19 protein-coding genes are annotated in these 21,115 nt (G+C 57.7%); 7 read left to right on the top strand and 12 right to left on the bottom strand.

Going from position 1 to position 21,115, the window contains the following annotated elements; all coding sequences use genetic code 11:
* The first annotated feature begins 98 nt into the window (after positions 1 to 98).
* Positions 99 to 2,345, top strand: coding sequence for an outer membrane protein assembly factor BamB (locus tag D888_RS24480; protein ID WP_020677850.1), 2,247 nt, complete (start codon positions 99 to 101; stop codon positions 2,343 to 2,345).
* 328 nt (positions 2,346 to 2,673) lie between these two features.
* The gene (locus D888_RS0117360) at positions 2,674 to 4,818 is read left to right on the top strand and encodes a hypothetical protein (RefSeq protein ID WP_156827044.1); all 2,145 of its coding nucleotides are present in this window, start codon (positions 2,674 to 2,676) and stop codon (positions 4,816 to 4,818) included.
* A gap of 139 nt (positions 4,819 to 4,957) precedes the next feature.
* Here D888_RS0117360 and D888_RS0117355 read toward each other — a convergent pair whose 3' ends face one another.
* Both D888_RS0117355 and D888_RS0117350 read right to left on the bottom strand, forming a co-directional pair.
* Positions 4,958 to 5,599 (bottom strand): lactate utilization protein, encoded by a 642-nt coding sequence (locus D888_RS0117355; protein ID WP_020677848.1) that lies wholly within the window; start codon positions 5,597 to 5,599, stop codon positions 4,958 to 4,960.
* Positions 5,600 to 5,601: 2 nt separating this feature from the next.
* Positions 5,602 to 5,868: a hypothetical protein gene (locus D888_RS0117350; RefSeq protein ID WP_156827043.1), complete on the bottom strand. Its 267-nt coding sequence runs from the start codon at positions 5,866 to 5,868 to the stop codon at positions 5,602 to 5,604.
* A gap of 403 nt (positions 5,869 to 6,271) precedes the next feature.
* On the opposite strand from D888_RS0117350, the gene D888_RS0117345 reads away from it, so the two are divergent.
* Entirely contained in the window at positions 6,272 to 7,273 is a 1,002-nt protein-coding gene (locus D888_RS0117345) for a metalloregulator ArsR/SmtB family transcription factor (protein ID WP_020677846.1), read from the top strand.
* A gap of 39 nt (positions 7,274 to 7,312) precedes the next feature.
* On the opposite strand, the gene D888_RS0117340 is transcribed toward D888_RS0117345, so the two are convergent.
* Positions 7,313 to 7,975 (bottom strand): class I SAM-dependent methyltransferase, encoded by a 663-nt coding sequence (locus D888_RS0117340; RefSeq protein ID WP_020677845.1) that lies wholly within the window; start codon positions 7,973 to 7,975, stop codon positions 7,313 to 7,315.
* A 233-nt stretch (positions 7,976 to 8,208) separates the two neighbouring features.
* Between D888_RS0117340 and D888_RS0117335 the strand changes: the two genes are divergently transcribed.
* From D888_RS0117335 to D888_RS0117320, 4 genes are all read left to right on the top strand, one after another.
* Positions 8,209 to 9,237, top strand: a complete 1,029-nt coding sequence (locus D888_RS0117335; protein WP_020677844.1) for an aldo/keto reductase — start codon at positions 8,209 to 8,211, stop codon at positions 9,235 to 9,237.
* Positions 9,238 to 9,360: 123 nt separating this feature from the next.
* The gene (thiM, locus tag D888_RS0117330) at positions 9,361 to 10,149 is read left to right on the top strand and encodes a hydroxyethylthiazole kinase (RefSeq protein WP_020677843.1); all 789 of its coding nucleotides are present in this window, start codon (positions 9,361 to 9,363) and stop codon (positions 10,147 to 10,149) included.
* 8 nt (positions 10,150 to 10,157) lie between these two features.
* A complete protein-coding gene (gene thiE / locus D888_RS0117325) occupies positions 10,158 to 10,790 on the top strand; it encodes a thiamine phosphate synthase (RefSeq protein WP_020677842.1) in 633 nt (210 codons plus the stop codon).
* A 256-nt stretch (positions 10,791 to 11,046) separates the two neighbouring features.
* Complete coding sequence (locus D888_RS0117320; protein ID WP_020677841.1) at positions 11,047 to 12,651, top strand: aspartate:alanine exchanger family transporter; 1,605 nt, start codon at positions 11,047 to 11,049, stop codon at positions 12,649 to 12,651.
* A gap of 35 nt (positions 12,652 to 12,686) precedes the next feature.
* Here the strand turns inward: D888_RS0117320 and D888_RS0117315 are convergent, their stop codons facing one another.
* The 9 genes from D888_RS0117315 to D888_RS23755 all read right to left on the bottom strand — a co-directional run bounded on the left by D888_RS0117315 (position 12,687) and on the right by D888_RS23755 (position 20,931).
* Positions 12,687 to 13,133: a GNAT family N-acetyltransferase gene (locus tag D888_RS0117315; protein ID WP_020677840.1), complete on the bottom strand. Its 447-nt coding sequence runs from the start codon at positions 13,131 to 13,133 to the stop codon at positions 12,687 to 12,689.
* Positions 13,123 to 13,578, bottom strand: a complete 456-nt coding sequence (locus D888_RS0117310) for an FKBP-type peptidyl-prolyl cis-trans isomerase (protein WP_020677839.1) — start codon at positions 13,576 to 13,578, stop codon at positions 13,123 to 13,125. Before D888_RS0117310 ends, D888_RS0117315 begins: the two co-directional genes overlap by 11 nt.
* A 17-nt stretch (positions 13,579 to 13,595) precedes the next feature.
* Positions 13,596 to 13,880 carry a hypothetical protein gene (locus tag D888_RS0117305; protein WP_020677838.1) on the bottom strand — a complete coding sequence of 95 codons (285 nt, stop codon included), beginning with the start codon at positions 13,878 to 13,880 and terminating at the stop codon, positions 13,596 to 13,598.
* Positions 13,881 to 13,892: 12 nt separating this feature from the next.
* Positions 13,893 to 14,120, bottom strand: a complete 228-nt coding sequence (locus tag D888_RS0117300; RefSeq protein ID WP_020677837.1) for a hypothetical protein — start codon at positions 14,118 to 14,120, stop codon at positions 13,893 to 13,895.
* Complete coding sequence (gene draG, locus D888_RS0117295; RefSeq protein ID WP_020677836.1) at positions 14,092 to 15,024, bottom strand: ADP-ribosyl-[dinitrogen reductase] hydrolase; 933 nt, start codon at positions 15,022 to 15,024, stop codon at positions 14,092 to 14,094. Before draG ends, D888_RS0117300 begins: the two co-directional genes overlap by 29 nt.
* Complete coding sequence (locus D888_RS0117290) at positions 15,017 to 15,811, bottom strand: NAD(+)--dinitrogen-reductase ADP-D-ribosyltransferase (RefSeq protein ID WP_020677835.1); 795 nt, start codon at positions 15,809 to 15,811, stop codon at positions 15,017 to 15,019. Before D888_RS0117290 ends, draG begins: the two co-directional genes overlap by 8 nt.
* A gap of 4 nt (positions 15,812 to 15,815) precedes the next feature.
* Positions 15,816 to 16,379 carry an ANTAR domain-containing response regulator gene (locus tag D888_RS0117285; protein ID WP_020677834.1) on the bottom strand — a complete coding sequence of 188 codons (564 nt, stop codon included), beginning with the start codon at positions 16,377 to 16,379 and terminating at the stop codon, positions 15,816 to 15,818.
* Positions 16,380 to 16,409: 30 nt separating this feature from the next.
* Complete coding sequence (locus D888_RS0117280) at positions 16,410 to 17,987, bottom strand: ATP-binding protein (RefSeq protein WP_020677833.1); 1,578 nt, start codon at positions 17,985 to 17,987, stop codon at positions 16,410 to 16,412.
* 337 nt (positions 17,988 to 18,324) lie between these two features.
* A complete protein-coding gene (locus D888_RS23755; protein WP_020677832.1) occupies positions 18,325 to 20,931 on the bottom strand; it encodes a protein translocase subunit SecDF in 2,607 nt (868 codons plus the stop codon).
* Between the last annotated feature and the right edge of the window lie 184 nt (positions 20,932 to 21,115).

The following is a 21,115-nucleotide window of genomic DNA, read 5'->3' as shown; positions in this document are numbered from 1 at the left end:
TGCCGAGCAAGTGCCAGGTCCGCTGGCGCCGATAGTAGCTTCCGCTTTTTACACTAAACGGCCGGGCCGAGCAAACTAGCAGAATTGGAGGCAATAGGATGGCAAGGGAATTTCGGACTGGAAAATGGTCGCGGGTAGGCTTTCTGTTGACGGCCGTGGCGTTGTCGCTGCTTGTCGGAGGTTGTGGAAGTGGTGATGTTGGGGCCGCTGGAGCCACGGGGGCCGACGGATCGAACGCGCTGGTCGCCACCAAAAGCGAGGCCGCCGGGGCGAACTGCGTCAGCGGCGGTCAGAAGATTGCCAGCGGCCTCGACGGCAACGGCAACGGCGTTCTCGACCCGGCCGAGGTTACCCAGGTCAACTACGTGTGTAATGGCTCAACTGGCGCCAACGGTGCCACCGGCGCGACAGGCACTGACGGTCTGACCTCTCTGGTCGCCACCTCGAGCGAGCCTGCCGGGGCGAACTGCGCCTATGGGGGGCAGAAGATTGCCAGCGGCCTCGACAGCAACGGCAGCGGCGTTCTCGATCCGGCCGAGGTTACCCAGGTCCGCTACGTGTGCAACGGCTCAACTGGCGCCACCGGCGCGACAGGGGCCGACGGGTTGACCTCTCTGGTCGCCACCTCGAGCGAGCCTGCCGGAGCGAACTGCGCCTTTGGGGGGCAGAAGATCGCAAGCGGCCTCGACGGCAACAGCAACGGCGTTCTCGATCCGGCCGAGGTGGCCCAGGTCAACTACGTGTGCAACGGGGAGACGGGACCCGCCGGACCCGTGGGGCCGGTCATCCAAAATATGGCCGTGGATGGCACCCCGGCAGCCCCCGGTGGCGCCCTGACTGCCCTGGTCGACGCCTCCAGCGCCGAGGGCCTTACTCTGACTTACGCCTGGACGGTCCCGGCGGGTTGGGCCGTTACCGGCGGCGCCGGCACGGACACGGTCTCCATCTCCGCCCCACCGACCTACGGCGCCAGCGGCACCGTGACCGTCACTGTGACCGACAGCAACGGCACGAGCGTTTCGGGCCGCCTGTTCGTCAGCACCGAAGGCGACATGGTCCCCACCATTGAGACCATGAGCATTTTCCCGCAGCCGGTCTTGACCTGGGCCAACCTGTCATGCAGCGCCTATGATCCCAACGGCGACCCGCTGAGCTACACATGGATGATAGGCGGCATCGACAGCATTGCCACCGGCAACAGCGCCCTATGGGCCTCGCCCGGCATTCCGGGCGAATATAACGTCTCCGTGGCGGTCAGCGACGGCCTGACAACCGTCACGGGGACAAGCGCGGTATCGGTGGGAAGCGCCGCCCCCTGGCCGCGCTTTCACCGAGGTCTCCAAGGCACCGGGCTCAGCAGCGTCGATACCAGCACGACCACTGGCACCCTCAAGTGGAGCTATCTCACGGGGTCCTGGATAACCTCCTCTCCTGCGATTGGTGCCGACGGCACCGTCTACGTCGGGTCGCGCGACGGCAACTTCTACGCGCTCAACTCCGAGGGCAGCTTCAAGTGGAGCTCCACCGTCGGAATCTGGATAACCTCCTCGCCGGCGATCGGTTCCGACGGAACCGTCTACGTCGGGTCGTATGACAATAGTCTCTTAGCGCTCAACCCCACCGGCACCCTCAAGTGGCGCTACCCCATGGGGGGCCCGGTATACTCCTCGCCGGCGATCGGTGCCGACGGCACCATCTACGTCGGCTCTTTGAGCAACGGTCTCTACGCGATCAGCCCCGACGGGACCGAAAAGTGGCGCTACCCCATGGGGGGTGCGGTAAACAACGCTCCTGCGATCAGCGCTGACGGCACCATCTACGTTGGCACGGGAAACCACTATCTCTACGCACTCAACCCCGACGGCAGCCTCAAGTGGCGCTACGCGACAGGAGACTGGGTAGGCACGTCACCGGCGATCGGCGTCGATGGTACCATCTACATCGGTTCGAATGATGGCTACCTCTACGCACTCAACCCCGATGGCAGCCTAAAGTGGCGCTACTCCATAGGGAATGGAGTGTACTCTTCTCCGGCGATCGGCGCCGACGGCACCATCTATTTCGGCTCGGAGGATTACAGTCTCTACGCGCTCAACCCCGACGGCACCCTGAAATGGAGCTACGCCACAGGGAATGCAGTGCAGTCTTCTCCGGCGGTAGGTGCCGACGGCACCATCTACTTCGGCTCGAACGACGGCAGTCTCTACGCGCTCAACCCTGACGGCAGTCTCAGATGGCTCTACACTATTGGGTTTGGGCACTCGGTAAACACCTCGCCGGCGATCGGCGCCGATGGCACCATCTATGTCGGCTCGCTGGACGGTTCCCTCTATGCCATACACTGAGGCCGAAATAAGCCCAGGGCGTAGACCATCGAAAGCCTCCTTTCCCGGCGAGAGGAGGCTTTTTATTGGGGGAAGCAAAAGGTACGTTCTTGAAAATTTTAGTACCAGCCGCTGTCGGTAAGGAAATTGTCAGGGTTAACCAGTAAGGTGTATTCATCGGGGAGGTATTGGCCCCATTGTCTCTGAATCAATCAACGGTCGATTCGATATGGCAGATTAGAATCGATATCGTGACGGCCCTTGTGTGCTGTGCCCCCCTCTTTACCTATCTGATAATGCCGCCCATCCAGGAGAGTTCGGTTGATGGTATGACGATCTCGGAGGAGACATGATGAAAAACTTCTGTCGTTTTTTTGCCTTGTTGTTTGCGCTCACCTGTTTCCTGGCGATTGCCGGGTGTGGAAATGGCAGTGCCCCAGTTTTCGTGGATGGCACCGCCTCTTTCGGTGAACCCATACAAGGGGCTGACGTCACCTTTTATGCCCAGGATATGCGGCCTCTCGAGACGCATGAAAACGCTACGAATGTCAATGGTGCGTTCCGATTTCCACTGGCCAAAAGCGCTTTGGTGGGGGCCGACAAACAAATCATCATCGAGGTGGCCGGAGGTACGTTCGCTGGGACGGGCAAAGCCTTCGAGGGGAAGCTCTACTACGCGACACAGCAATCTGATTGGGTTTCGCCAGGTATTTTCCATGTGGGGCCTCTCTCAACGATCATCGCCTACTGCGAGCTGGATCATCCGGGGACTTCAGCCGCGCAATGTATCTCCAATGTGAAAACGCTGCTGGATATCCCTGACTCAATGAGCCCAAATGATCTCTATTACTTCAAGACGCCCCTGCCGCCGGATGTTCTCCTTGCCAAGGCAGCCGAGCAGGGCGGGGTCGATGCCTATTTGCACCGGATTGCCAGCTACGTGGACGATCCGGCAAATTTCGACTCATGCATGATCAAGCAGTGTTCGTCCTATGGCGAGTCCGTAGTCGGGGGCTCTTCGGAGGTGTCGGAATTCATCGGCAAGGCGCTGGCCCAAGGAGCGCTCAGCTACACAGGCGGGCAACTTGCGGGATGGGTGCTGGAGGGCGTTGGGGGCAATGCGAACGGGCAATACAATAAAGTCATGAATGAACTTGCTCAGCTCGAGAGCCAGTACGCTAGGCTGGCGAATGACCTGAAAAATGACATTCAGGACGCAGATTTCGATGACAGGGCATCCAGTCTGAATAAAGGACTCGGGTATTTACAGGACTGGGATAGTAGTTTTCATTATGCAACGACTTTGCAAGGGTCGGATTACACCAATTACATTGCAAAACGAAAGAATTTTCTGCTGAATGACTTTCAACATGACCCGGCGAGCGACCTGATAGACATTAACAACAGCCTCGTTGGCACAGGTTTTCAAAAGTCTCTTCTGGAGTTGGCGGATGAGCATTTTCGCAACCAGGGAGATGATAGTGAAAAATATTACCAAAAAATGTCAGAGTTTATGGCGTACTGGGGGACCCTGCAAAACATGGCGCTCAATTTGCTGGCTGAACGCAAGCATTTGAATAATGACAACCAAGACTTCAAACGCATTCTCGACGATCAGGACAAGCGCTTCACCGCCCAGTCCAAGCTCTTCCTCGATCTTGTCGAGAAAAACCTTGCGATCGACGAACGGAGATTCATCGGCGACTCCGATAGGGACAGGAATAAAATCGAGGACGAATTCTCGGACCCGACATACCAGGAGGGTTACAATATCTTTGCCGACGAGGATTGGGTCAAAAAGAACTGGTCCGTGTATCCGGCGATGACCCTTCATAGCTACACTGCAAAATATTGCCATACGGAGTGCGCGTCGGGATATTGCTGGCAGCAATGCGACAAAGTCTCTTATTACACGGGAGAGGGCCTGAAGTATGCCAAGGCAACCACCTCCTATCAGCAGTCACCGGAACTCCAGGCTGCGGATGACCTGGTTTTCTCCCTTTCCCTTTTCGAGGAGGCCAAGCCAATCACCCTGCGGTTCTATGTCGATCCGGCGGCGGTTTCTGGGCGACCAACTCTCTGCGGAATCGATTCCTTACCAGATTCTCAGCTGGCTGTCACTTTGGTCAATGAGACAACGCATCAAGCATATTCCGAATCTCCGGAGATGAATACGTTTGCCATCCCCAAAGAGCACTATATTGGCCAAGACCCACCCTCGTGGACCCTCATAGGGAAGGCACAAGTTGCACGCTATACGTTCCGGGATCTTCCAGAGGGGACATACGGGCTCGATTCGGGCGTGGCATCCAGATTTTACCATCAACTTCCTATCTCTTTTCCCCTGATATTAGGGCATTGCGGCGTGACCCCTTACAGTTCCCAAATAGGATATTCAGCTTATTCAGACTTCTATGGGGACTACACCTTTCAATACACAAAGAACGGACCAGCACAAAACATGCTCATAATGCTTTATAGCAATATTCAATAGCTTGCCGCGAAATCAAGCCTGACAACCGTTTGTTGGCCGCAGAGGCAGGCGGAATCTTTTCTCCTGAAAACGATTGGTTTCCCAGGAAAACAATTAGGGACACTTCCCGAATTCCGGGGACACCTCACTCAATTATTTTCTAAATCCCCAAATCCTGCTCAATCAACACCACCTTGATCCGCCCTTTCGGGTAACACTTATCGACAATCGCCCAGGTATTACAGATCCGCTGCGGCGAGCTGCAATCATGACAGCGGCCGGTCTTGGCACAGGGGGTGGACATATTGTGGCGTTTGGCGTTGAGGGGTGCGGCGTGATTTTTGATCCGTTCCATGGCTTTTTGCAGATCGGGCACAATCTTGTTTTGACCGATGAACAGCACCACCTTTTTTGGCCCGAACGAGATGCCCCCGGTGCGGTTGCCGATCATATCGAGGTTGACCAGCTTGCCGCACTCGGTCACGGCGTTGCTGCCGGTGAGAAACAGATCGACCAATAGCGCCTGCCGCCGCCGCTCCATGATCTCGCCGCGCTCGGCTGTGGGATCGAAGGTTTTGATCATGTTGATCGCCGGGTCGGCCAGCAGCGCGTCGAGCACCCCGGTGGCTTCCATGGTCAGGGAATCTGCCCAGGAGACCAGGTCGGCCTTCACATTAGGCAGAATCCGCGTAAAGAAGATCTGTCGCGCCTCGGCAGGATCTTTGGCGACAAAAACCTCAAAGCCGTTGGCAGTCAGCGCCGCGCGGCAGGTTTCTATGGGTGTACGTTCGGCAGGCATCATGGTCACATCGACAGGCTGGCAAAGGCGTTGCGAATCTTGAGCTTTGCTTCTTTGTCAACCAAACCCTCGGCAGAATAGAATGCGATCTCGTCCGGCGAGAAGATCACCCGCACCGTATGCTCGGCGGTGATGATCTTCATGCCGCTTTCGTAGCCCAGGTCATCCCATTCGATGCGGTCGGGTCGCAGGCCGTGCTGGCTGGCGTAGCGCAGGGCGACTTCTTGCAGCAATTTTTTGCCTTTGGTTTGATCTTCGGTTGGGCTCATCATTAATCTCCTGGGTGAAGATCGGTGGATCGGGTGGGGAAGGGGGCTGGCGCTTTGGATATCAGAAACACAAAAAGCCGGCCCGTCAGCTGCAGACGGCCCATGCTCGCCATCCCCTTAAGGCACGGCAGCCCTCCGCTGCATATTATAATTTCAACATGTAAATCCACGAACACTATTGAGTATTCAAGATATTCCTGTCAAGCAAGCCGCCAAGATAAGTCCCAGTGAAATTAGATGGTTGAAAAATCACCCTTATCAAATCCCGTCATATTTATGGTGATCTGCGCCGTAGAAATGTTTCTCGTGGATATGGATTATGATTCGATATGTATAAAAACATATTGACAAATAACCATATGGTCGAATATTTTAATTCGACAGATATCGAATCAGGAGGCGGCAGATGAAATTCGAGGAGAGCATAACCATCATGAAGGCGCTGGCTGATCCGTCGCGGCTGGCAATCATCAATTCTCTTCTGGAGCGCTCCCAGTATGTCGAAGAGTTGGCAACCCGGCACGCGCTGGCAGCGTCTACGATTTCGTTCCATCTGCGTAAGCTTGAAAAAGCCAAGCTTGTCAGCAGTCAGAAGGAACAGTATTACGTGGTTTTCAGCGCCAATAAAGAGATCTTCGATACGACCTTGCGCGAGATCGTCGCGGCGCATCCACTGAGCCGGGAGTTGCAGGACAGCCGGATGAATGTGTATCAGGCGAAGGTTTTGAAAACCTTCTTTCACAACGGCAGGCTTGAAAAGTTACCGGCGCAACACAAAAAACGGCTCATCGTGCTCGAGCAGTTTGTCGCAAGGTTTGCGCTGGATAGTCGCTACAACGAGCAGCAGGTGACGGAGTTGATTTTACCCCTGTTCGATGACTACTGCCTGATCCGCAGACTTTTGGTCGATGAAGGCTTGATTCGGCGGGAAGGGGCGACCTATTGGCGTGAACTTTCAACTAACCCCACAACGGCAATCCCCGTGTTGCCGGTTCCAAACAGAAAAGAGTCAGAGCAGATGGAGAAGTCAGCACGCAGCGCGATCAAAAGGACATACAAGCAGGATGCGCCAGATATGGGCGTATTCCAGATCCGCAACCTGGCCAATGGCAAAATATATATCGCCAGCAGTCGTAACCTGGAGGGTGAGCGGAACAGCCGACTATTTCAGCTGCGCATGGGGTCGGTCCCCTTCAGCCGCGAGCTGCAAGAGGATCTCGATGAACTCGGGAAAGATGCATTTGAGTTTTCCGTGCTCGCGGTGCTGGATAAGCCTGCGCCAGATGAAGATGCCGAGCAGTCCCTCGCCGCACTCGAGCTGCACTGGCTTGAGACCCTGCAACCCTTCGGCGAACACGGGTACAACAGCGAGAAGACCTACCAGAAGCGAACCCGGGAAAATCACTAGTCAGAGACCATCCGGCAACTCGGATGGGTACAATGGCCGTTATTTCTTATAGGTTGCAAAAAAATGCGGCACCGGGGGTGTCTGGGTATCATCGTATGCTTCAAAACTCTCTTCCTTAAGGCCACAGCGGATAAAGCCGTCTATCTCCTCTTTATCCAGCGGCAGGGGGATGTCATCTTCCTGTTTCCCCTTGAGGCGGCTTCTGCATGAGACAAGCAGATATCCCTGCGGTGCGAGGAGTGAGACCATGGCATCCCGTGCCTGAATGCGGTACTTGCCGGGCAAAACTTGAATGGTGTTACATTCGTAAACCAGCGCAAAACTTTCAGCCCATGGCGCCGGGTAATCAAAAAGATCTGCGACCAGGTAGGTGACGCTGGAGTCCGGATAACGCTTTTGGCAAAGACGTATGGCTTCAGGTGAAATATCGAACGCGGTCACCTGGTATCCTGCTGCACTCAGGGCCTCAGCATCATCGCCAACCCCGCATCCGACAACAATGGCCCTGCGGCCTGAATGTTTAACCTCACTTTCCTTTAACCAGGCTAATAGATAGGGGTTGGGTTCAAGATCCGCCCAGAAAACCGCGCGATGATCCCCCTGCGCATCGGTGTAGATGCTGTTAAACCAACCCGTGGGATCGTCTCTATCCTGGTATGATTTGACCATCTTTTTATAGGCAGCAGGATCAAATTCATTCATGTCTTTTACCTCCTTCGCACCTCTTTATCCTTTTAAAAATAAATTCGCTTAGCTCCGTTCAGTATATAAGACGCGGCGGGCGAGCGCTATTCCCGGAATGGTTGTTGTTATCCCCGGATATTTTTATGCGGCCGGGGGTGAATTCTGGCGGCGATAAAGTTAAGATGCAGGGGTTGATTTGTTGTAGGTTTAAATGATTATTCGCGTTGCAAAAAAAAACAGGGGTGATAGCCATGCAGATGAAACAACTGGGGAAAACCGAACTACAGGTGTCCGAGATCGGCTTCGGCGCCATTCCGATTATTCGACTGGAGCAACAGCAGGCAACTGCTGTGTTGCGCCATGCCCTGGAGCGGGGGATCAACTTTTTCGATACCGCCAATGCCTACCGTGACAGCGAGGAGAAGATCGGCCGCGCGCTGAAGGGAGAGCGTGACAAGATCGTGATTGCCAGCAAGAGCCTGCTGCGCGATGCCAAGGGGGTGCGTGAGCATCTGGAGCGCAGCCTGCAGATGCTGGGTACCGATTATATTGATCTTTACCAGCTGCATCAGATTGCCCAGGAAAAAGACTGGCAGGCGGTGAGCGCACCCGGCGGGGCCCTGGAAGAGATCATCCGCGCGCGCGACGCCGGGAAGATCCGCTACCTGGGGGTGACCTCGCACAGCCTGCCGATGGCGATTAAGCTGGTGCGTACCGGGCTGTTCAGCACCATTCAGTTCCCCTTCAACTTCATCGAAGAGGGCGCCGCTCTTGAACTTATCCCCCTGGCCGAGCAGCTGGGGATGGGCTTCATCGCCATGAAGCCCTTCGGCGGCGGGGCCATCGATAACGCCGCGGTCGCCTTCAAGTTTTTGCGCCAGTACCCGACCTGCATTCCGATACCGGGTTTCGAGTCAACCGCCCAGGTTGACGAGGTCGTCGATTTTTACGCGGCACCCAATCAGGTCGAGGCCGCGGACCTGGACCTGATGGAGGACTATCGCCAGGAGCTGGGCAAACGCTTCTGCCGTCGCTGCGAATATTGTTTGCCCTGCCCGAACGGGGTTTTGATCACCCCGGCGATGGGTTACAAGATCGTGGTGAACCGCATGTCGCCGGCGGTGGCGGTCGACTTCTGCCAGGGGCCGATGGAGAGCGTCGCCAACTGTAACGCCTGTGGCATCTGCATCGACCGTTGCCCCTACGATCTGCAGATCCCAGAGATTATCAAGGGCCATCAGCAGCTCTATCTGGAGCATTGTCGCGCGGCCGGACGCTGATCAGGGATTCAATAGAGTCGGGGTTCGATACCAGCCAGGAGGAACAGGTCCACGCGGTTGTTCCTCCTGATAACCTCAGTAATATGCCCATTTCCTTTCAAGCGAAATACCTGGAGATAAGATATGAACGCAAAGAGCATCTGGAATGATGTCCAAAAACTGCGGGTCGCTGCACCGCTGGTACACAACATCACCAACTATGTGGTGATGAACAATACCGCCAACGCCTTGCTGGCGATCGGCGCTTCACCGGTGATGGCGCACGCGGCGGAAGAGGTCGAGGAGATGGTCGGCATCGCCTCGGCGCTGGTGATCAATATCGGTACGCTCAGCCGCGAATGGATTGCGGCGATGGAGCTGGCGATGCAGGCCGCCGCCAAAAAAGGGATTCCGATTATTTTCGATCCGGTCGGTGCCGGAGCCACCAGTTATCGGACCCGCACCTGCCTGGAGCTGCTGCAAAAAACCGCGCCGACGATTATCCGCGGGAACGCCTCTGAGATTTTGGCGCTGCTCGATTCGAACATCAAAACCAGGGGGGTCGACAGTTCGGCCGCAGGGCGCACGGCAGATTCTGCGGCGGCGAGACTGGCCAGGGAGTATGGCTGCGTGGTGGTGGTGAGTGGCGAAACCGATCTGGTGACGAACGGGGCGACCCAACATTACGTCAACAACGGTCACGCGCTGATGCCCAGGGTCACCGGCCTGGGTTGTACGGCGACGGCGCTGGTCGGTGCCTTTGCCGCGATCAATTCGGATATGCTGGCGGCGGCAAGTCATGCCATGGCGGTGATGGGGATCTGCGGTGAACTTGCGGCCGAAACGGCGGCGGGTCCGGCCTCGCTGCAGATGAATTTTATCGACAGTCTGTTCAATCTTAATGAACAGCAGATCAAGCAGGTTCTGCGCTAGGCGACCTCATGCAAGAGTTCAAACTGGATCTGCACCTGGTGACCGATCGCGGCCTCGCGCGCGGGCGCGAGCTGGTCGAGATCGTACGCGGTGCCGTCGCCGGCGGGGTCAGTCTCGTTCAGTTGCGCGAGAAGGACTGTTCGACCCGCGACTTTCTGGAGTTGGGCCGTGCGCTGCTGGCCGAGCTGAAGCCCTGCGCGGTGCCGCTCCTGATCAACGACCGGGTCGATATCGCCCTGGCGCTCGGCGCGGACGGCGTGCATATCGGCCAGCGTGACATGCCCTACGCCATGGCGCGCGAGCTGCTGGGACCGACCGCGATTATCGGCCTGTCGGTGGAATCGGTGGCCGATGCCCTGGCCGCGGAACAGCTGGACGTTGCCTACCTGGGGATCAGTCCGGTCTTTTCGACCGCCACCAAAACAGATCTGCAGCCGCCCCTGGGCCTTGCGGGGATCCGCGCGATCCGGACGATCTCCCGCCATAAGCTGGTGGCCATCGGCGGGGTGTATGCGGGGAATCTCCGTTCAATCTTCGCAGCGGGCGCGCATGGGGTAGCGGTGGTTTCGGCGATCTGCGCGGCGGATGATCCGACTCAGGCGACCCGCGAGCTCTGTCTGCAGATAAGTAAAACGCGCTAAACAGATAAAATGAACTCAGTTTTGCGTATTAATGACATTCCCTCTCCCTGAGGGAGAGGGGGGACGGTTCGCAATAGCATCTCCCCCTCATCCGGCCTTCGGCCACCTTCTCCCTGAGGGAGAAGGGCTTCCCCTGTAGGATAAGCGTCTGAATCCGGGCTTTGTGCTGGACAATTCTGTGCGCATGATATAGTTCTGCAACGCTGATCCGCTGCGAGCCAGCCTCTGAATCCCTTACTCCGTCTGCGGAGCGCACGTGACTTTACTGCACAACCAGATTTTCCTGCTGCTGCTGATCATCGTTCTCGGTGAATTGCTTGGCAAGATCCGGGTCGGCGGGCTCTCCCTCGGTCCCTCGGCGATCATCTTTGTCGCTCTGGCCTTCGGCCACTTCGGCGTAACCCTCCCCGCCGGTATCCAGGTTATCGGCCTGGCGATGTTCATCTATGCCGTCGGCCTGCAGGCCGGACCGGCCTTTATCAGCTCGTTCCGCAGTCACGGCCTGGCCATGGCGGTAACCGTTATCGCCATGGCGGTCACCGGCACCTTGGTGACCCTGGCCTGCTGCAAGCTCTTCGGTTTCGATGCCGGCACCGGCGCGGGACTGCTCTCCGGGGCCATGACCAGCACCCCGTCCCTGGCGACCGCGGTCGAGATCGTCGGCTACGATCGAGCTCCCGCCGCCTATGGCGTGACCTACGGGTTCGGCGTCATCGGCGTGGCGCTCTTCATTAAACTCTTGCCGCGCCTGATGCGGATCAACCTGGCCGCCGAAGAGCAGCAGCTGGGCGAGGAGTTGACCAGTATCAATCCGCCGATCAGCTTCCGGCATGTTGAAGTGACCAACCCCAACCTGTTCGGCAAGCGCGTCGACGCCATCTTTCTCAAGCAGATCGCAGCGGTGACCATCACCCGTCTTTTGCGTGCGGGGGCTGATGAGCCGATCCTGGTGGGGGGAGATACTGTGCTGCAGGAGGGGGACCATTTACGCGTGGTCGGGCGGAGCCTCGATCTGGACAAGATCGAGATTCTCATCGGTAAGCCGGTATCGGGCGAGATCGCTTTTGACCGGATTTTGACCAAGAAGAGCATCGTGGTCTCAAAGCGCCGCTTTGTCGGCACCACGCTCGGCTATTTCAACTTTCGCGAAACCTTTAATATTCAGATCGCGCGCATCACGCGCAGCGGGATCGACCTGGTGCCGGACGTCAACACCCGCCTGCATCTGGGCGATGTGCTGCATGCCGTCGGCGACGAGCGCGCGCTGCGCAATGTCTCGAAAATGCTCGGCAACGACCTGAAGTCGACCTATGATATCAACCTCTTTCCCATTCTGGTCGGGCTGCTCTTCGGTTTCCTGCTCGGCCGCATCACCATTCCGCTGCCGCTGGTTGGGCCCCTGACCCTCGGCACCACCGGCGGGACCCTGCTGGCGGGTCTTGTCCTCGGTGCCCTTTACCAGACAGGTCCCTTGATCTGGGATGTCCCTCTGGCCGGCAATCGACTGATCCGCGACCTGGGGCTGGCGCTCTTTATGGCGGCGGTCGGCACCTCGGCCGGCACCTCGTTTATTCCAACCCTGCAGGAGCGCGGTCTGGCTCTGCTCTTCTCCGGTGTGCTGGTGACCCTGTTGCCGGTAATCGTCGGCGCGGCGCTCGGGCTGTGGTTGTTGCGGGTGCGCTTTTTGCGCCTGCTCGGCGTGCTGGTCGGCGGCATGACCAGCGCCTCGGGCCTGGCGGCCGCCGGAACCCTGTCGAATTCGACCTATGCCCCGGCCGCCTACGCAACCGTCTACCCGGTTGCGCTGATCAGTAAGATTCTGGCGGTGAAAGTATTGCTGCTCATTCTGCCGATCCCCTGATCCGCCCAAACCCTGATCCCCTCAACCGTTGATCTTCAGGCGAGGTGCCGCCGAAACGCGATCATCGGTGAGAGATTGAAGCCCTGACGCTGGTAGAAACGCTGAGCGCTTGCGTTGTCTGCATCGGTCAACAGGGTGATCCGCTGGCAGCTGTTCTGTCTGGCGAAGTCCAGCGCCTTACCCATCAGCAGGGTACCGATTCCGGTCCCGCGGTGCGCCGCAGCGATAACCATATCTTCCAGCAGTGCGACCCGTCCTCCCAGCGCCGTTGAAACGGTGAAGAGCAGATTGAGCATGCCGACTAGCTGACCGCCGTGGCGCGCGACCAGAATGGTGCCGATCTCGGGATTCTCGATGATCAGCTTCAGGCCGGCCTGCTGGGCACGGCTGTCGGGGCTGAATTCGGCTTCCTGGCTGAACAGGCTTGCAAGCAGTGTACAGAGGGCGGGGATGTCGGCTGTGCGGGCAGCATCAATCAGCATCTTTTGGCTTCTCCCCGGGCAAAATCGCCTCCAGTTGCAGGGCAAAGGTCAGATCCAGCCCGGCGAGGGGATGATTGGCGTCGAGTGTCACCTGATCTTCATCCTGTTCGACGATCCGCATCACACGTTCTTCGCCATCGGCAAAGGCCAGTGAAATCTTCTCCCCTACACGTATTTCGCGGGTCGCCGGAAACTGGCTGCGCGCGACACGCAACAGGTTTTCAGCGCGGCGTGGGCCATAGGCCTCGGCCGCTTTGATTTCGATATTCATCGCGCTGCCAACCGGCATGCCGACCACCGCTTGCTCCAGCGCGGGGAAAACTTCCCCTTCGCCCAGGGTAAAACTCAAGGGGTTGTCGCTCTCGGCACTGTCGAAAACATAGCCGTTATCCAGGGTGCCGATATAGTGGATGGATACTCGATCACCGGGTTTGGCAATTTGCATAAGGTCCTTTCCAAAGTTCAGACAAAATCCTTCACCCCATCCAGCAGCGCGTCGAAAATCATTTCGCGCGTATCGATGAAGGCCGGTATCTTGTCGAGGTTTTCCTCGATGCGCTGCAACAGATCCTGATCCTGACTGGCGAGACTATCCATCACCGCCTCGAACATCGGGATCACTTCGTAGAGATCGTAGCGGTCAAAGGGACGCGGATCAGGTTTACCGCAAAACTTCGGCAGGTCGCGGTCTTCTTTTTTGCGCGGATAGCGGTAGTAGAGGTCGGAGGGTTTGATTTCAATTCCCATCGCATCTCTCCCCTAGCCACAGCTCGGGCACTTGTGTGCACAGCGGCTCTGACAGACGTTCTCTTTGGGTGCGCCCTCGCGACTCGCAATAAAATCTTCCAGCGCTGCGGCGTCGACAAACCAGTTGCCGTCGACCTCTTCACCAGAGAGCAGATTGCGTTTGATATGCATCAGCACGTTGAGGGGGGTGCTCTGTAAGCGGGCAGCAGCTTCATTTATGCTGATTTTTCTCGTATCCATGTTGCTGTTCCTTTCTGTCGTGCCGACTCCAGGGTGAAAGACCAAGGAGCCGCGGGGTCAATGCTTCGATCTCGTTGAGAATGTTCCGGTCGAGTTTTCGCAACCAGCGGGACGGCAGGGCATCAAGACCGTAAAAGGCACCGGCCAGCATCCCGGCGATGGCCCCGGTGGTGTCGGCATCCCCACCCTGGTTGACAACTCCGACCAGACATTCTTCAAAACTGCCGGTGCTGAAAAAGTAGTGAAACACGGTCTGGACGGTGTCGACCACATAGCCTGAGGCCAGACCACGGTAGTCGGAAAACTGAAAGGTGGAATAACCCGCGACCAACCCCCGCGCCATGGCGTGCAGCTCAAAACGATCGGCTCCCAGCAGGGCGGCCTGAACCATGGCGCCAACACAGAGACAGGCCACATCCGACAGCGGATGGTTGTGCGTCAGGTGGGCCTGTTCGAGGGTTGCGCGCTGGAAGAGTTGCTCATCGCCCAGGCTGAATATCACTATCGGTGCCATGCGCATCAACGCGCCGTTGCCGGCGTCCCAGTCGCCGGGAGGCACAGACAGTTTGTCGGTGCGGCGGAAATTAACGATGCCTTTGCGTACAGTCGAACCCATATCGATGGGTTTGGCGCGCATCCAGGCCAGAAAATTCTCCGCAATCCCTCTTAAATTCCACTCGCCAGCCAAATCGACCGCTCGGGCGATGGCCAGTGACATTTCGGTGTCATCAGTCACCTGCCCTGGTTTCACTCCCAGCCAGCCACCGCCACGGATCTTGCTGTGCACCCTGTACTGCGCCTGAATCTCGGCGGGGGTCATGAACTCGGTGGTCGCGCCCAGGGCATCGCCCAGTGCGACGCCCAGAAAGCTGGCCCGGGCACGATCAAGCAGTTTCTTAGCCACCGGTTAAAACCTCGACTTCATATTCGCCACCGATCACCAGAAGTTCACCTTCCCCCTTGAGCAGAGCCTTGGGGAGCAGCCCTGTACCGAACAAGACCTTGACCAGCGGGACTTCAGTTTTTAAAACCCGGCTGCCGAACTCCCAGGCCTGTTCAAAGTTGGCGGTAAAGGAGTTGAGGTTATTCAGGCGTACCAGGTACTTATTGCGTTCGCGCTGCTCCAGCACCTGGTGTTCGGAAAAATCGTAGATGCCGCGATACAGGGCGAGGTGGGTCTGGTCAGGATAACGCCGGCGTAATTCGTCCTGGACAAATTCAAAGAGCAGATCGAGCTGCGGAAAGATCGCGTTGGTGCGTGCGGCCCCCTTCATGCGGTCGAAGGCAAAGCGCTGGTAGGCCTCACCTTCAGGGTCGGCAATCGGCTGGCGATGGAAGGTCGGCGCAAGGCCGAAACGCGATTCAACCCAGCCCTTGAGCACCGCCCCCTCCTGCGCGTTGCTGTCGAACAGCCAGCCGCGTAAAAAGCGCAGATAACTGTTTTTTAAACTCTTGCGACTGCTCAGCGAAATCTCTCTCTGCCACTGATGCAGCTGGAATTTGACGTCCATATAGTCATGAAACTGCATTCCGCGGTCTTCTGGAGAATCCAGCTGATCGAGTCGCTCAAACAGAAAGCGGTTGGTCTGGCGCACGCCTGAAATCTCAAGGCGTTGCGGTTTGGCGTTAAAGTGGCGCGAGGCGATCGCCCAGGGCGGCAGGTTGCACCGGTTGAACGAGCTCGCCGTCATCGGCTCAGCTCTCCATCAGTAAAATTGCTTCGGCGACCTCTTTCAGCGATTTGCGTTTATCCATGGCGATCTTCTGCATCTTGCGATAAGCGTCTGGCTCACTCATGCCTTTGCCGATCAGCAAACCCTTGGCCTTGTCGACCAGCTTGCGGGTTTCGAGAGCCTCTTTCAGCCTGGTATTCTCATCCTGCAGATTACTGATCTCGATAAAGCGATGAATGGCCAGCTCTACTGCCGCCTTCATCTGTTCGGCATGAAAGGGTTTCAGCAGATAATTGCTGACGCCGACATCGCGCGCGCGGGCAATGGTCTCTGCGTCGGTGTTCCCGGTCAGTAAAATAATCGGCGCCGAAATAGTCTGCCGGATTTTTTCTGCCGCCGTCATCCCGTCCATCACCGGCATGTTGACATCCAGTACGATCAATAAAGGTTTTTCAATGGCTGCCGTGGTAGCGGCCTGCGCACCGTTTTCGGCTTCGACAACGCGATCGAAACCGTAGGCGGACAGACATTCGGCGACCTGACGTCGTATCAAAGGCTCATCATCGGCAATAAGTGCAATTTTCATAGGACCTCCAGAGGGTCGTGAGGGATCATGTTATTCAGGGGGATCAAGCGGGAGACACAAGCGGAAAAGCGCTCCCCCCTCGGGGCTCTCTTCCAGGATGAGACTGCCGTGATGCTCGATCAAAATATTGCGGCAGAGGTAAAGTCCGAGCCCGGTCCCTTCGCCTGCCACCTTGGTCGTGAAAAATGGCTCGAAAATCTGTTCACGGATCACTGCGGCCACTCCCGGGCCGTTATCGCCAATAGTGGCAAAGACCCGTCCGCCGGCGTCAATCCCGGATGCGACCTGAATCCGTCCCCCGCGGGGCAGGACCTGGGCGGCATTGATCAGCAGATTGAAAAACACCTGTTTCAATTTGTTGGCGTCGGCCTGAAGCACCGGCAACGGGGGGAGTGACCTGGTGACTTCGATCTGCTTGTTCAACAATTCATAGTGCACCAGCAACAGCACATCTTTGATGACCTGGTTGAGATCGACCGGTCCCAGTCGCGTATCCGCCTGGCGGGTGAAACTCGTCAGCCCACCGGTCAGCACCTTTAAGCGCTCCGTTTCTCCCGCAATGCGCGCGAGCAGTTCGGCTGATTCCGGGCCGATGACTGTCTCGCGCTGCAGCAGCTGCACCGCATAGGAGATGACCGCCAGCGGGTTGTTGACCTCATGGGCTATCCCGGCAGTCAGACGGCCGATATCGACCAGCTTCTCCGACTGAATCGTCTGCTCGAGCAGCCGCCGAAATTCGGTGATGTCCTCGACTATCACCAGCACGCCTGAGGTTTCATCGGCTTCATACAGCGGCGAAAGACGCCTTTTTTGAAAACGCAGCTCCCCCTTGAGATTGCGATGCGCCAGGCGCAAACTTTCCGAAGTTCCCATGCGTAAAACATGCAGCAACGCCTGATCAAAACCCTCGTCATGCAGGGCAGGGAATTTCTCCAGCAGCGACTGGCCGAGAATTTCGGTGCTTTTCACCCCGCTGCTCTGCTCCATCTGCCGGTTCCAGGAGCTGACCCGCAACTCTCGATCGAGGGTGTAGATCCCTAACCCGGAACTTTCGAGAATGCGCTGATTCAGTTGATTCAGGCTGCGATTCTCTTCATCGGCCTGACGCAATTCCGCGTAGAGTCGGGCATTTTCGATGGCGACGGCCGCCAGCCCGGCCAGGGTCATGAGTGGTTCAATGTCGCTGGTTGTAAACGCATCGGCCACAGGACTTTCGACGTTAAAGACGCCGATGAGACGATCATTGACGAGCAGGGGGACTGCCAATTCCGAACGTGCGTCACTGATCCCCTGCACATAAGCGGCGGTTGCCAGATCACCCACGAGTAAGGGTGCCGCGGTCTGGGCCACAACCCCCATGATCCCTTCACCCAAAGATATTTCATAATCGGCCGCAGCGGGTTCATAGCCATAAGAAGCGGCCGTCACCAGCAGTCCGCGCTCGGTATCCAGCAGGCGGATGATGGCATTCTCAAACCCGAACACTTCACGCGAGGCAGTAAGAATCCGGGTGAGGAGTTCATCGAGATCGACGGTGGAGATAAACTCGCGGCCGATTTTGATGAGGGCGTGCAGCAGGCGTTCTTCTTGGGGATTCATTTCAGACATGAGCGCTCCTTTCCACCGACAGTGTTTCGCATATGTCATGCCAGCGGCTAAAAGGCCTTAATCCGGGGAATAGAGAGAGAAACGAAGAGATAGTCGATCATTATCTGTGCATCTTTGCTTAGATAATGGGCAGGTATTGTGGATTTGTCTTGATTAGAGAGCTCCCTGCGTGGGCGATGTTCGACTCTTTTGGGTGAGTGTCAACAACCCGACCTCGCAGCTCGGCAGCACAGGTCAGCTCGCCCTGAGAGCATCGCCGCTCTTGCCAAAGCGGTGCGTACTTTGGCGACAGAAGCCCCTGCTTCGTTGCTCCGAAGCAGGGGCTTTTTAGCTCGCCTCAGCGTGCCTTGATCTCCTTGGGGAGAGAAGCACCCGGACCGGTTTTAGGCGCGTCGACTGCGGGCAGTTGCGCTTTTGTGTCCGGAGTGTCAGGTTTTTTTCTGTTCGTTCGCAGGCACCATTCGATGACCACCGGGCTGGCGACGAAGATGGAAGAGTAGGTGGCGATGACCACCCCGACGACCAGCGCGAAGGCGAAGTCATGAATCACCTCGCCGCCGAAGAAGTAGAGAGAAGCCGCGGCGAGAAAGGTTGTCAGCGAGGTGACGATGGTCCGCGAGAAGACCTCGTTGAGGCTGCGGTTGAAGATGGTCTCCAGCGGTTCCGAGGTTCCCTTGCGCAGGTTCTCGCGGGTGCGGTCAAAGACCACGACCGTATCGGTCAGGGAGTAGCCGGCGATGGTCAGCACGGCGGTAATAAACAGCAGGTTGATCTCCTTGTCCATGACATAGAACACCGCGAACAGCGCCAGCACGTCATGCAGGGTGGCGGCCAGGGCGCCGACGGCAAATTTGAGGTCGAAGCGCCAGCCGACATAGCAGAGAATGGCGAAGAGCGAAATCGCCACCGCCACCAGGGTATCCTGTTTGAGCTTGTGGCCGATAGAAGGGCCGATCTCGCTGGAGGATTCCACGACGAAACCATTATCCGGCATCTCCTTGGTGAAGGAGTTTTTGATCGCATCGGCGACACTTCCCTCGTGCTGGTAGCTTTTGCCGACCTTGATCTGCAGCTTGTTCCCCTCGTGGATCTCCTGCAGGGTCGCCTCCTTCAGCCCGTGGCGGGCGAGAATATCGCGGGCGGCGTTGAGGGATGGGGGTTTGTTGAATTTGAGCTGCACGGCGGTGCCGCCGGTAAAGTCGGTGCCGAGGTTGGCGGCGCCGCGGGAGATCTGGACCACCCCGACCAGGCCGGTGAGGACGATGATTGCCGAGAGCAGAAAGGCGAGGGCGCGTTTACCGATGAAGTTGATGTGCAGATTTTTCAGCAGGGCAAAGCCGGTGCCGCCGAAGCTGCTGCTTTTCAGGCGAAAGCGGTTATGTACCAGATCAAAAATGATCCGGGTCGTCACCAGGGAGGTGAAGAGGTTGATGAGGATCCCCAAGCTCAGGGAGACCGCGAACCCCTTGACCGGGCCGGTGCCGAACTGGAACAGCACTGCCGCAGTGATCAGGGTCGTCACATGGGAATCCATGATGGTCAGAAAGGCCTTGTCGTACCCGGCGGACAGACTGGCCCCTGGCGTTCGCCCCAGACCCAACTCTTCCTTGATGCGTTCGAAGATCAGCACGTTGGCATCGACCGACATGCCGACCAGCAGCACGATGGCGGCAATTCCCGGCAGGGTCAGGGTGGCACCGAGGGCGGCCAGGACGCCCATGAGCAACAGGATGTTTAGTATCAGACCGACATTGGCCACCAGCCCGGCGAAGCGGTAGTAGATGGCCATGAAGAGCATGACCACCAGCACGCCGACGGCGCCGGCCATCAGCCCCTTATGAATGGAATCCAGACCGAGAGAAGGGCCGACGGTCACGTTCTGGATGATCTCGACCGGGGCAGGCAGCGACCCGGCGCGCAGCACGATCGCCAGGTCGGCCGCCTCCTTGGCGCTGAAGGCTCCGCTGATCTGGGCGCTGCCGCCCGAGATCCGCTCCTGAATCACCGGCGCCGAATAGATGGTGTTGTCCAGTACGATGGCAAAGCGCTTGCCGACGTTGGCCGCGGTGACCTGGTCGAAAATTCTGGCGCCCACTGTGTCGAAGGTGATGGAGACGTAGGGGCTGTTGGTCCGGGGGTCCATCCTCACCTGCGCATCCTTGAGCAGATCGCCGGTAATGACGGCGCGTTTTTGCACAGCCAGGGGGATCTGGCCCACTTCGACGCCCTGGGAGTCGACCCGCTTCTCCATCAGAATTTGCACGTCGGCGGGCAGGGACGCAGCCGGGGTTGCCGGATCGACGCCCTTGGCCAGCAGCTTGAATTCGAGCAGCGCGGTCTTGCCGATCAGGTCGATGGCGCGCTGCGGGTCCTTGATGCCGGGCAGCTGGACGACGATGTGATCCGCCCCTTCGCGTTGAACCAGCGGTTCTGAGACCCCGAATTGGTCGATGCGGTTACGGATCGTCTCCAATGCCTGCAGAACCGTGCGGTCTTTCAGCTTCTGCCCGGTTTTGGCGGGGATACTGATCTGTACCGGGAACATCCCGGACTGTTCGGCGGGCTGTGATACGTCGAGATCAGGGTGAGATTTTTTCACACGGTCGTGGATACCGGTTGCGATGTCCCGGTCATACAGCACCAGCTGCAGCTGGTTGCCGCTCGTCCGGGTGATGCTTTTGAAGGGGGAGTTGGCGGTGACGAGTTCATCCTCCAGCTCAGTCGCCAGGCGATCCATGTAGCCGGCAACGGCGACGTCTGTTTTGACCGCCAGCACCAGCTGTGAGCCGCCCTGCAGGTCGAGGCCGAGGTGGACTTTCTCTTGAGGAAGAGGACTTTTCCACCAGGCGGGGAGTTGGCTGGTGAAGGTTGGAGCCAGCGATAAAAACGACAATAGGAGAAAGAAGAGGGTCAGACCCAGTCTTCGTTTAAGTTGATTGGACATCTGCGTATTCCTTTCAGATGCGTCCCGGAGTACTTCTCCCAGGGGGCGCATCTCTGCTGATTAAGGGTATGGCTGTCCTGCATTTTGTGGACGCGGGCCGTGAACCTGCATAAGGGGTGGTGGCCTTAAGCGGGATGAACCGGCGGGCGGCCGGAAAACATCCTGAAAAAGGACTGTACATGCT

This window comes from Geopsychrobacter electrodiphilus DSM 16401, from assembly GCF_000384395.1.
Taxonomy (GTDB): Bacteria; Desulfobacterota; Desulfuromonadia; order Desulfuromonadales; family Geopsychrobacteraceae; genus Geopsychrobacter; species Geopsychrobacter electrodiphilus.
This window is presented reverse-complemented; position numbering and strand designations above follow the sequence as displayed.

What these genes read in the sequence shown, in the direction of transcription:
- D888_RS0117350 (WP_156827043.1), bottom strand. Translation starts at nt 5,868, where the DNA reads ATGATGAGCCCAACCGAAGATCAAACCAAAGGCAAAAAATTGCTGCAA.
- D888_RS0117315 (WP_020677840.1), bottom strand. Translation starts at nt 13,133, where the DNA reads ATGCTGATTGATGCTGCCCGCACAGCCGACATCCCCGCCCTCTGTACA.
- D888_RS23755 (WP_020677832.1), bottom strand. Translation starts at nt 20,931, where the DNA reads ATGTCCAATCAACTTAAACGAAGACTGGGTCTGACCCTCTTCTTTCTC.
- thiE (WP_020677842.1), top strand. Translation starts at nt 10,158, where the DNA reads ATGCAAGAGTTCAAACTGGATCTGCACCTGGTGACCGATCGCGGCCTC.
- D888_RS0117310 (WP_020677839.1), bottom strand. Translation starts at nt 13,578, where the DNA reads ATGCAAATTGCCAAACCCGGTGATCGAGTATCCATCCACTATATCGGC.
- D888_RS0117300 (WP_020677837.1), bottom strand. Translation starts at nt 14,120, where the DNA reads ATGGATACGAGAAAAATCAGCATAAATGAAGCTGCTGCCCGCTTACAG.
- D888_RS0117360 (WP_156827044.1), top strand. Translation starts at nt 2,674, where the DNA reads ATGATGAAAAACTTCTGTCGTTTTTTTGCCTTGTTGTTTGCGCTCACC.
- D888_RS0117290 (WP_020677835.1), bottom strand. Translation starts at nt 15,811, where the DNA reads ATGACGGCGAGCTCGTTCAACCGGTGCAACCTGCCGCCCTGGGCGATC.
- D888_RS0117285 (WP_020677834.1), bottom strand. Translation starts at nt 16,379, where the DNA reads ATGAAAATTGCACTTATTGCCGATGATGAGCCTTTGATACGACGTCAG.
- D888_RS0117335 (WP_020677844.1), top strand. Translation starts at nt 8,209, where the DNA reads ATGCAGATGAAACAACTGGGGAAAACCGAACTACAGGTGTCCGAGATC.
- D888_RS0117355 (WP_020677848.1), bottom strand. Translation starts at nt 5,599, where the DNA reads ATGATGCCTGCCGAACGTACACCCATAGAAACCTGCCGCGCGGCGCTG.
- D888_RS0117305 (WP_020677838.1), bottom strand. Translation starts at nt 13,880, where the DNA reads ATGGGAATTGAAATCAAACCCTCCGACCTCTACTACCGCTATCCGCGC.
- D888_RS0117280 (WP_020677833.1), bottom strand. Translation starts at nt 17,987, where the DNA reads ATGTCTGAAATGAATCCCCAAGAAGAACGCCTGCTGCACGCCCTCATC.
- D888_RS24480 (WP_020677850.1), top strand. Translation starts at nt 99, where the DNA reads ATGGCAAGGGAATTTCGGACTGGAAAATGGTCGCGGGTAGGCTTTCTG.
- D888_RS0117340 (WP_020677845.1), bottom strand. Translation starts at nt 7,975, where the DNA reads ATGAATGAATTTGATCCTGCTGCCTATAAAAAGATGGTCAAATCATAC.
- thiM (WP_020677843.1), top strand. Translation starts at nt 9,361, where the DNA reads ATGAACGCAAAGAGCATCTGGAATGATGTCCAAAAACTGCGGGTCGCT.
- D888_RS0117345 (WP_020677846.1), top strand. Translation starts at nt 6,272, where the DNA reads ATGAAATTCGAGGAGAGCATAACCATCATGAAGGCGCTGGCTGATCCG.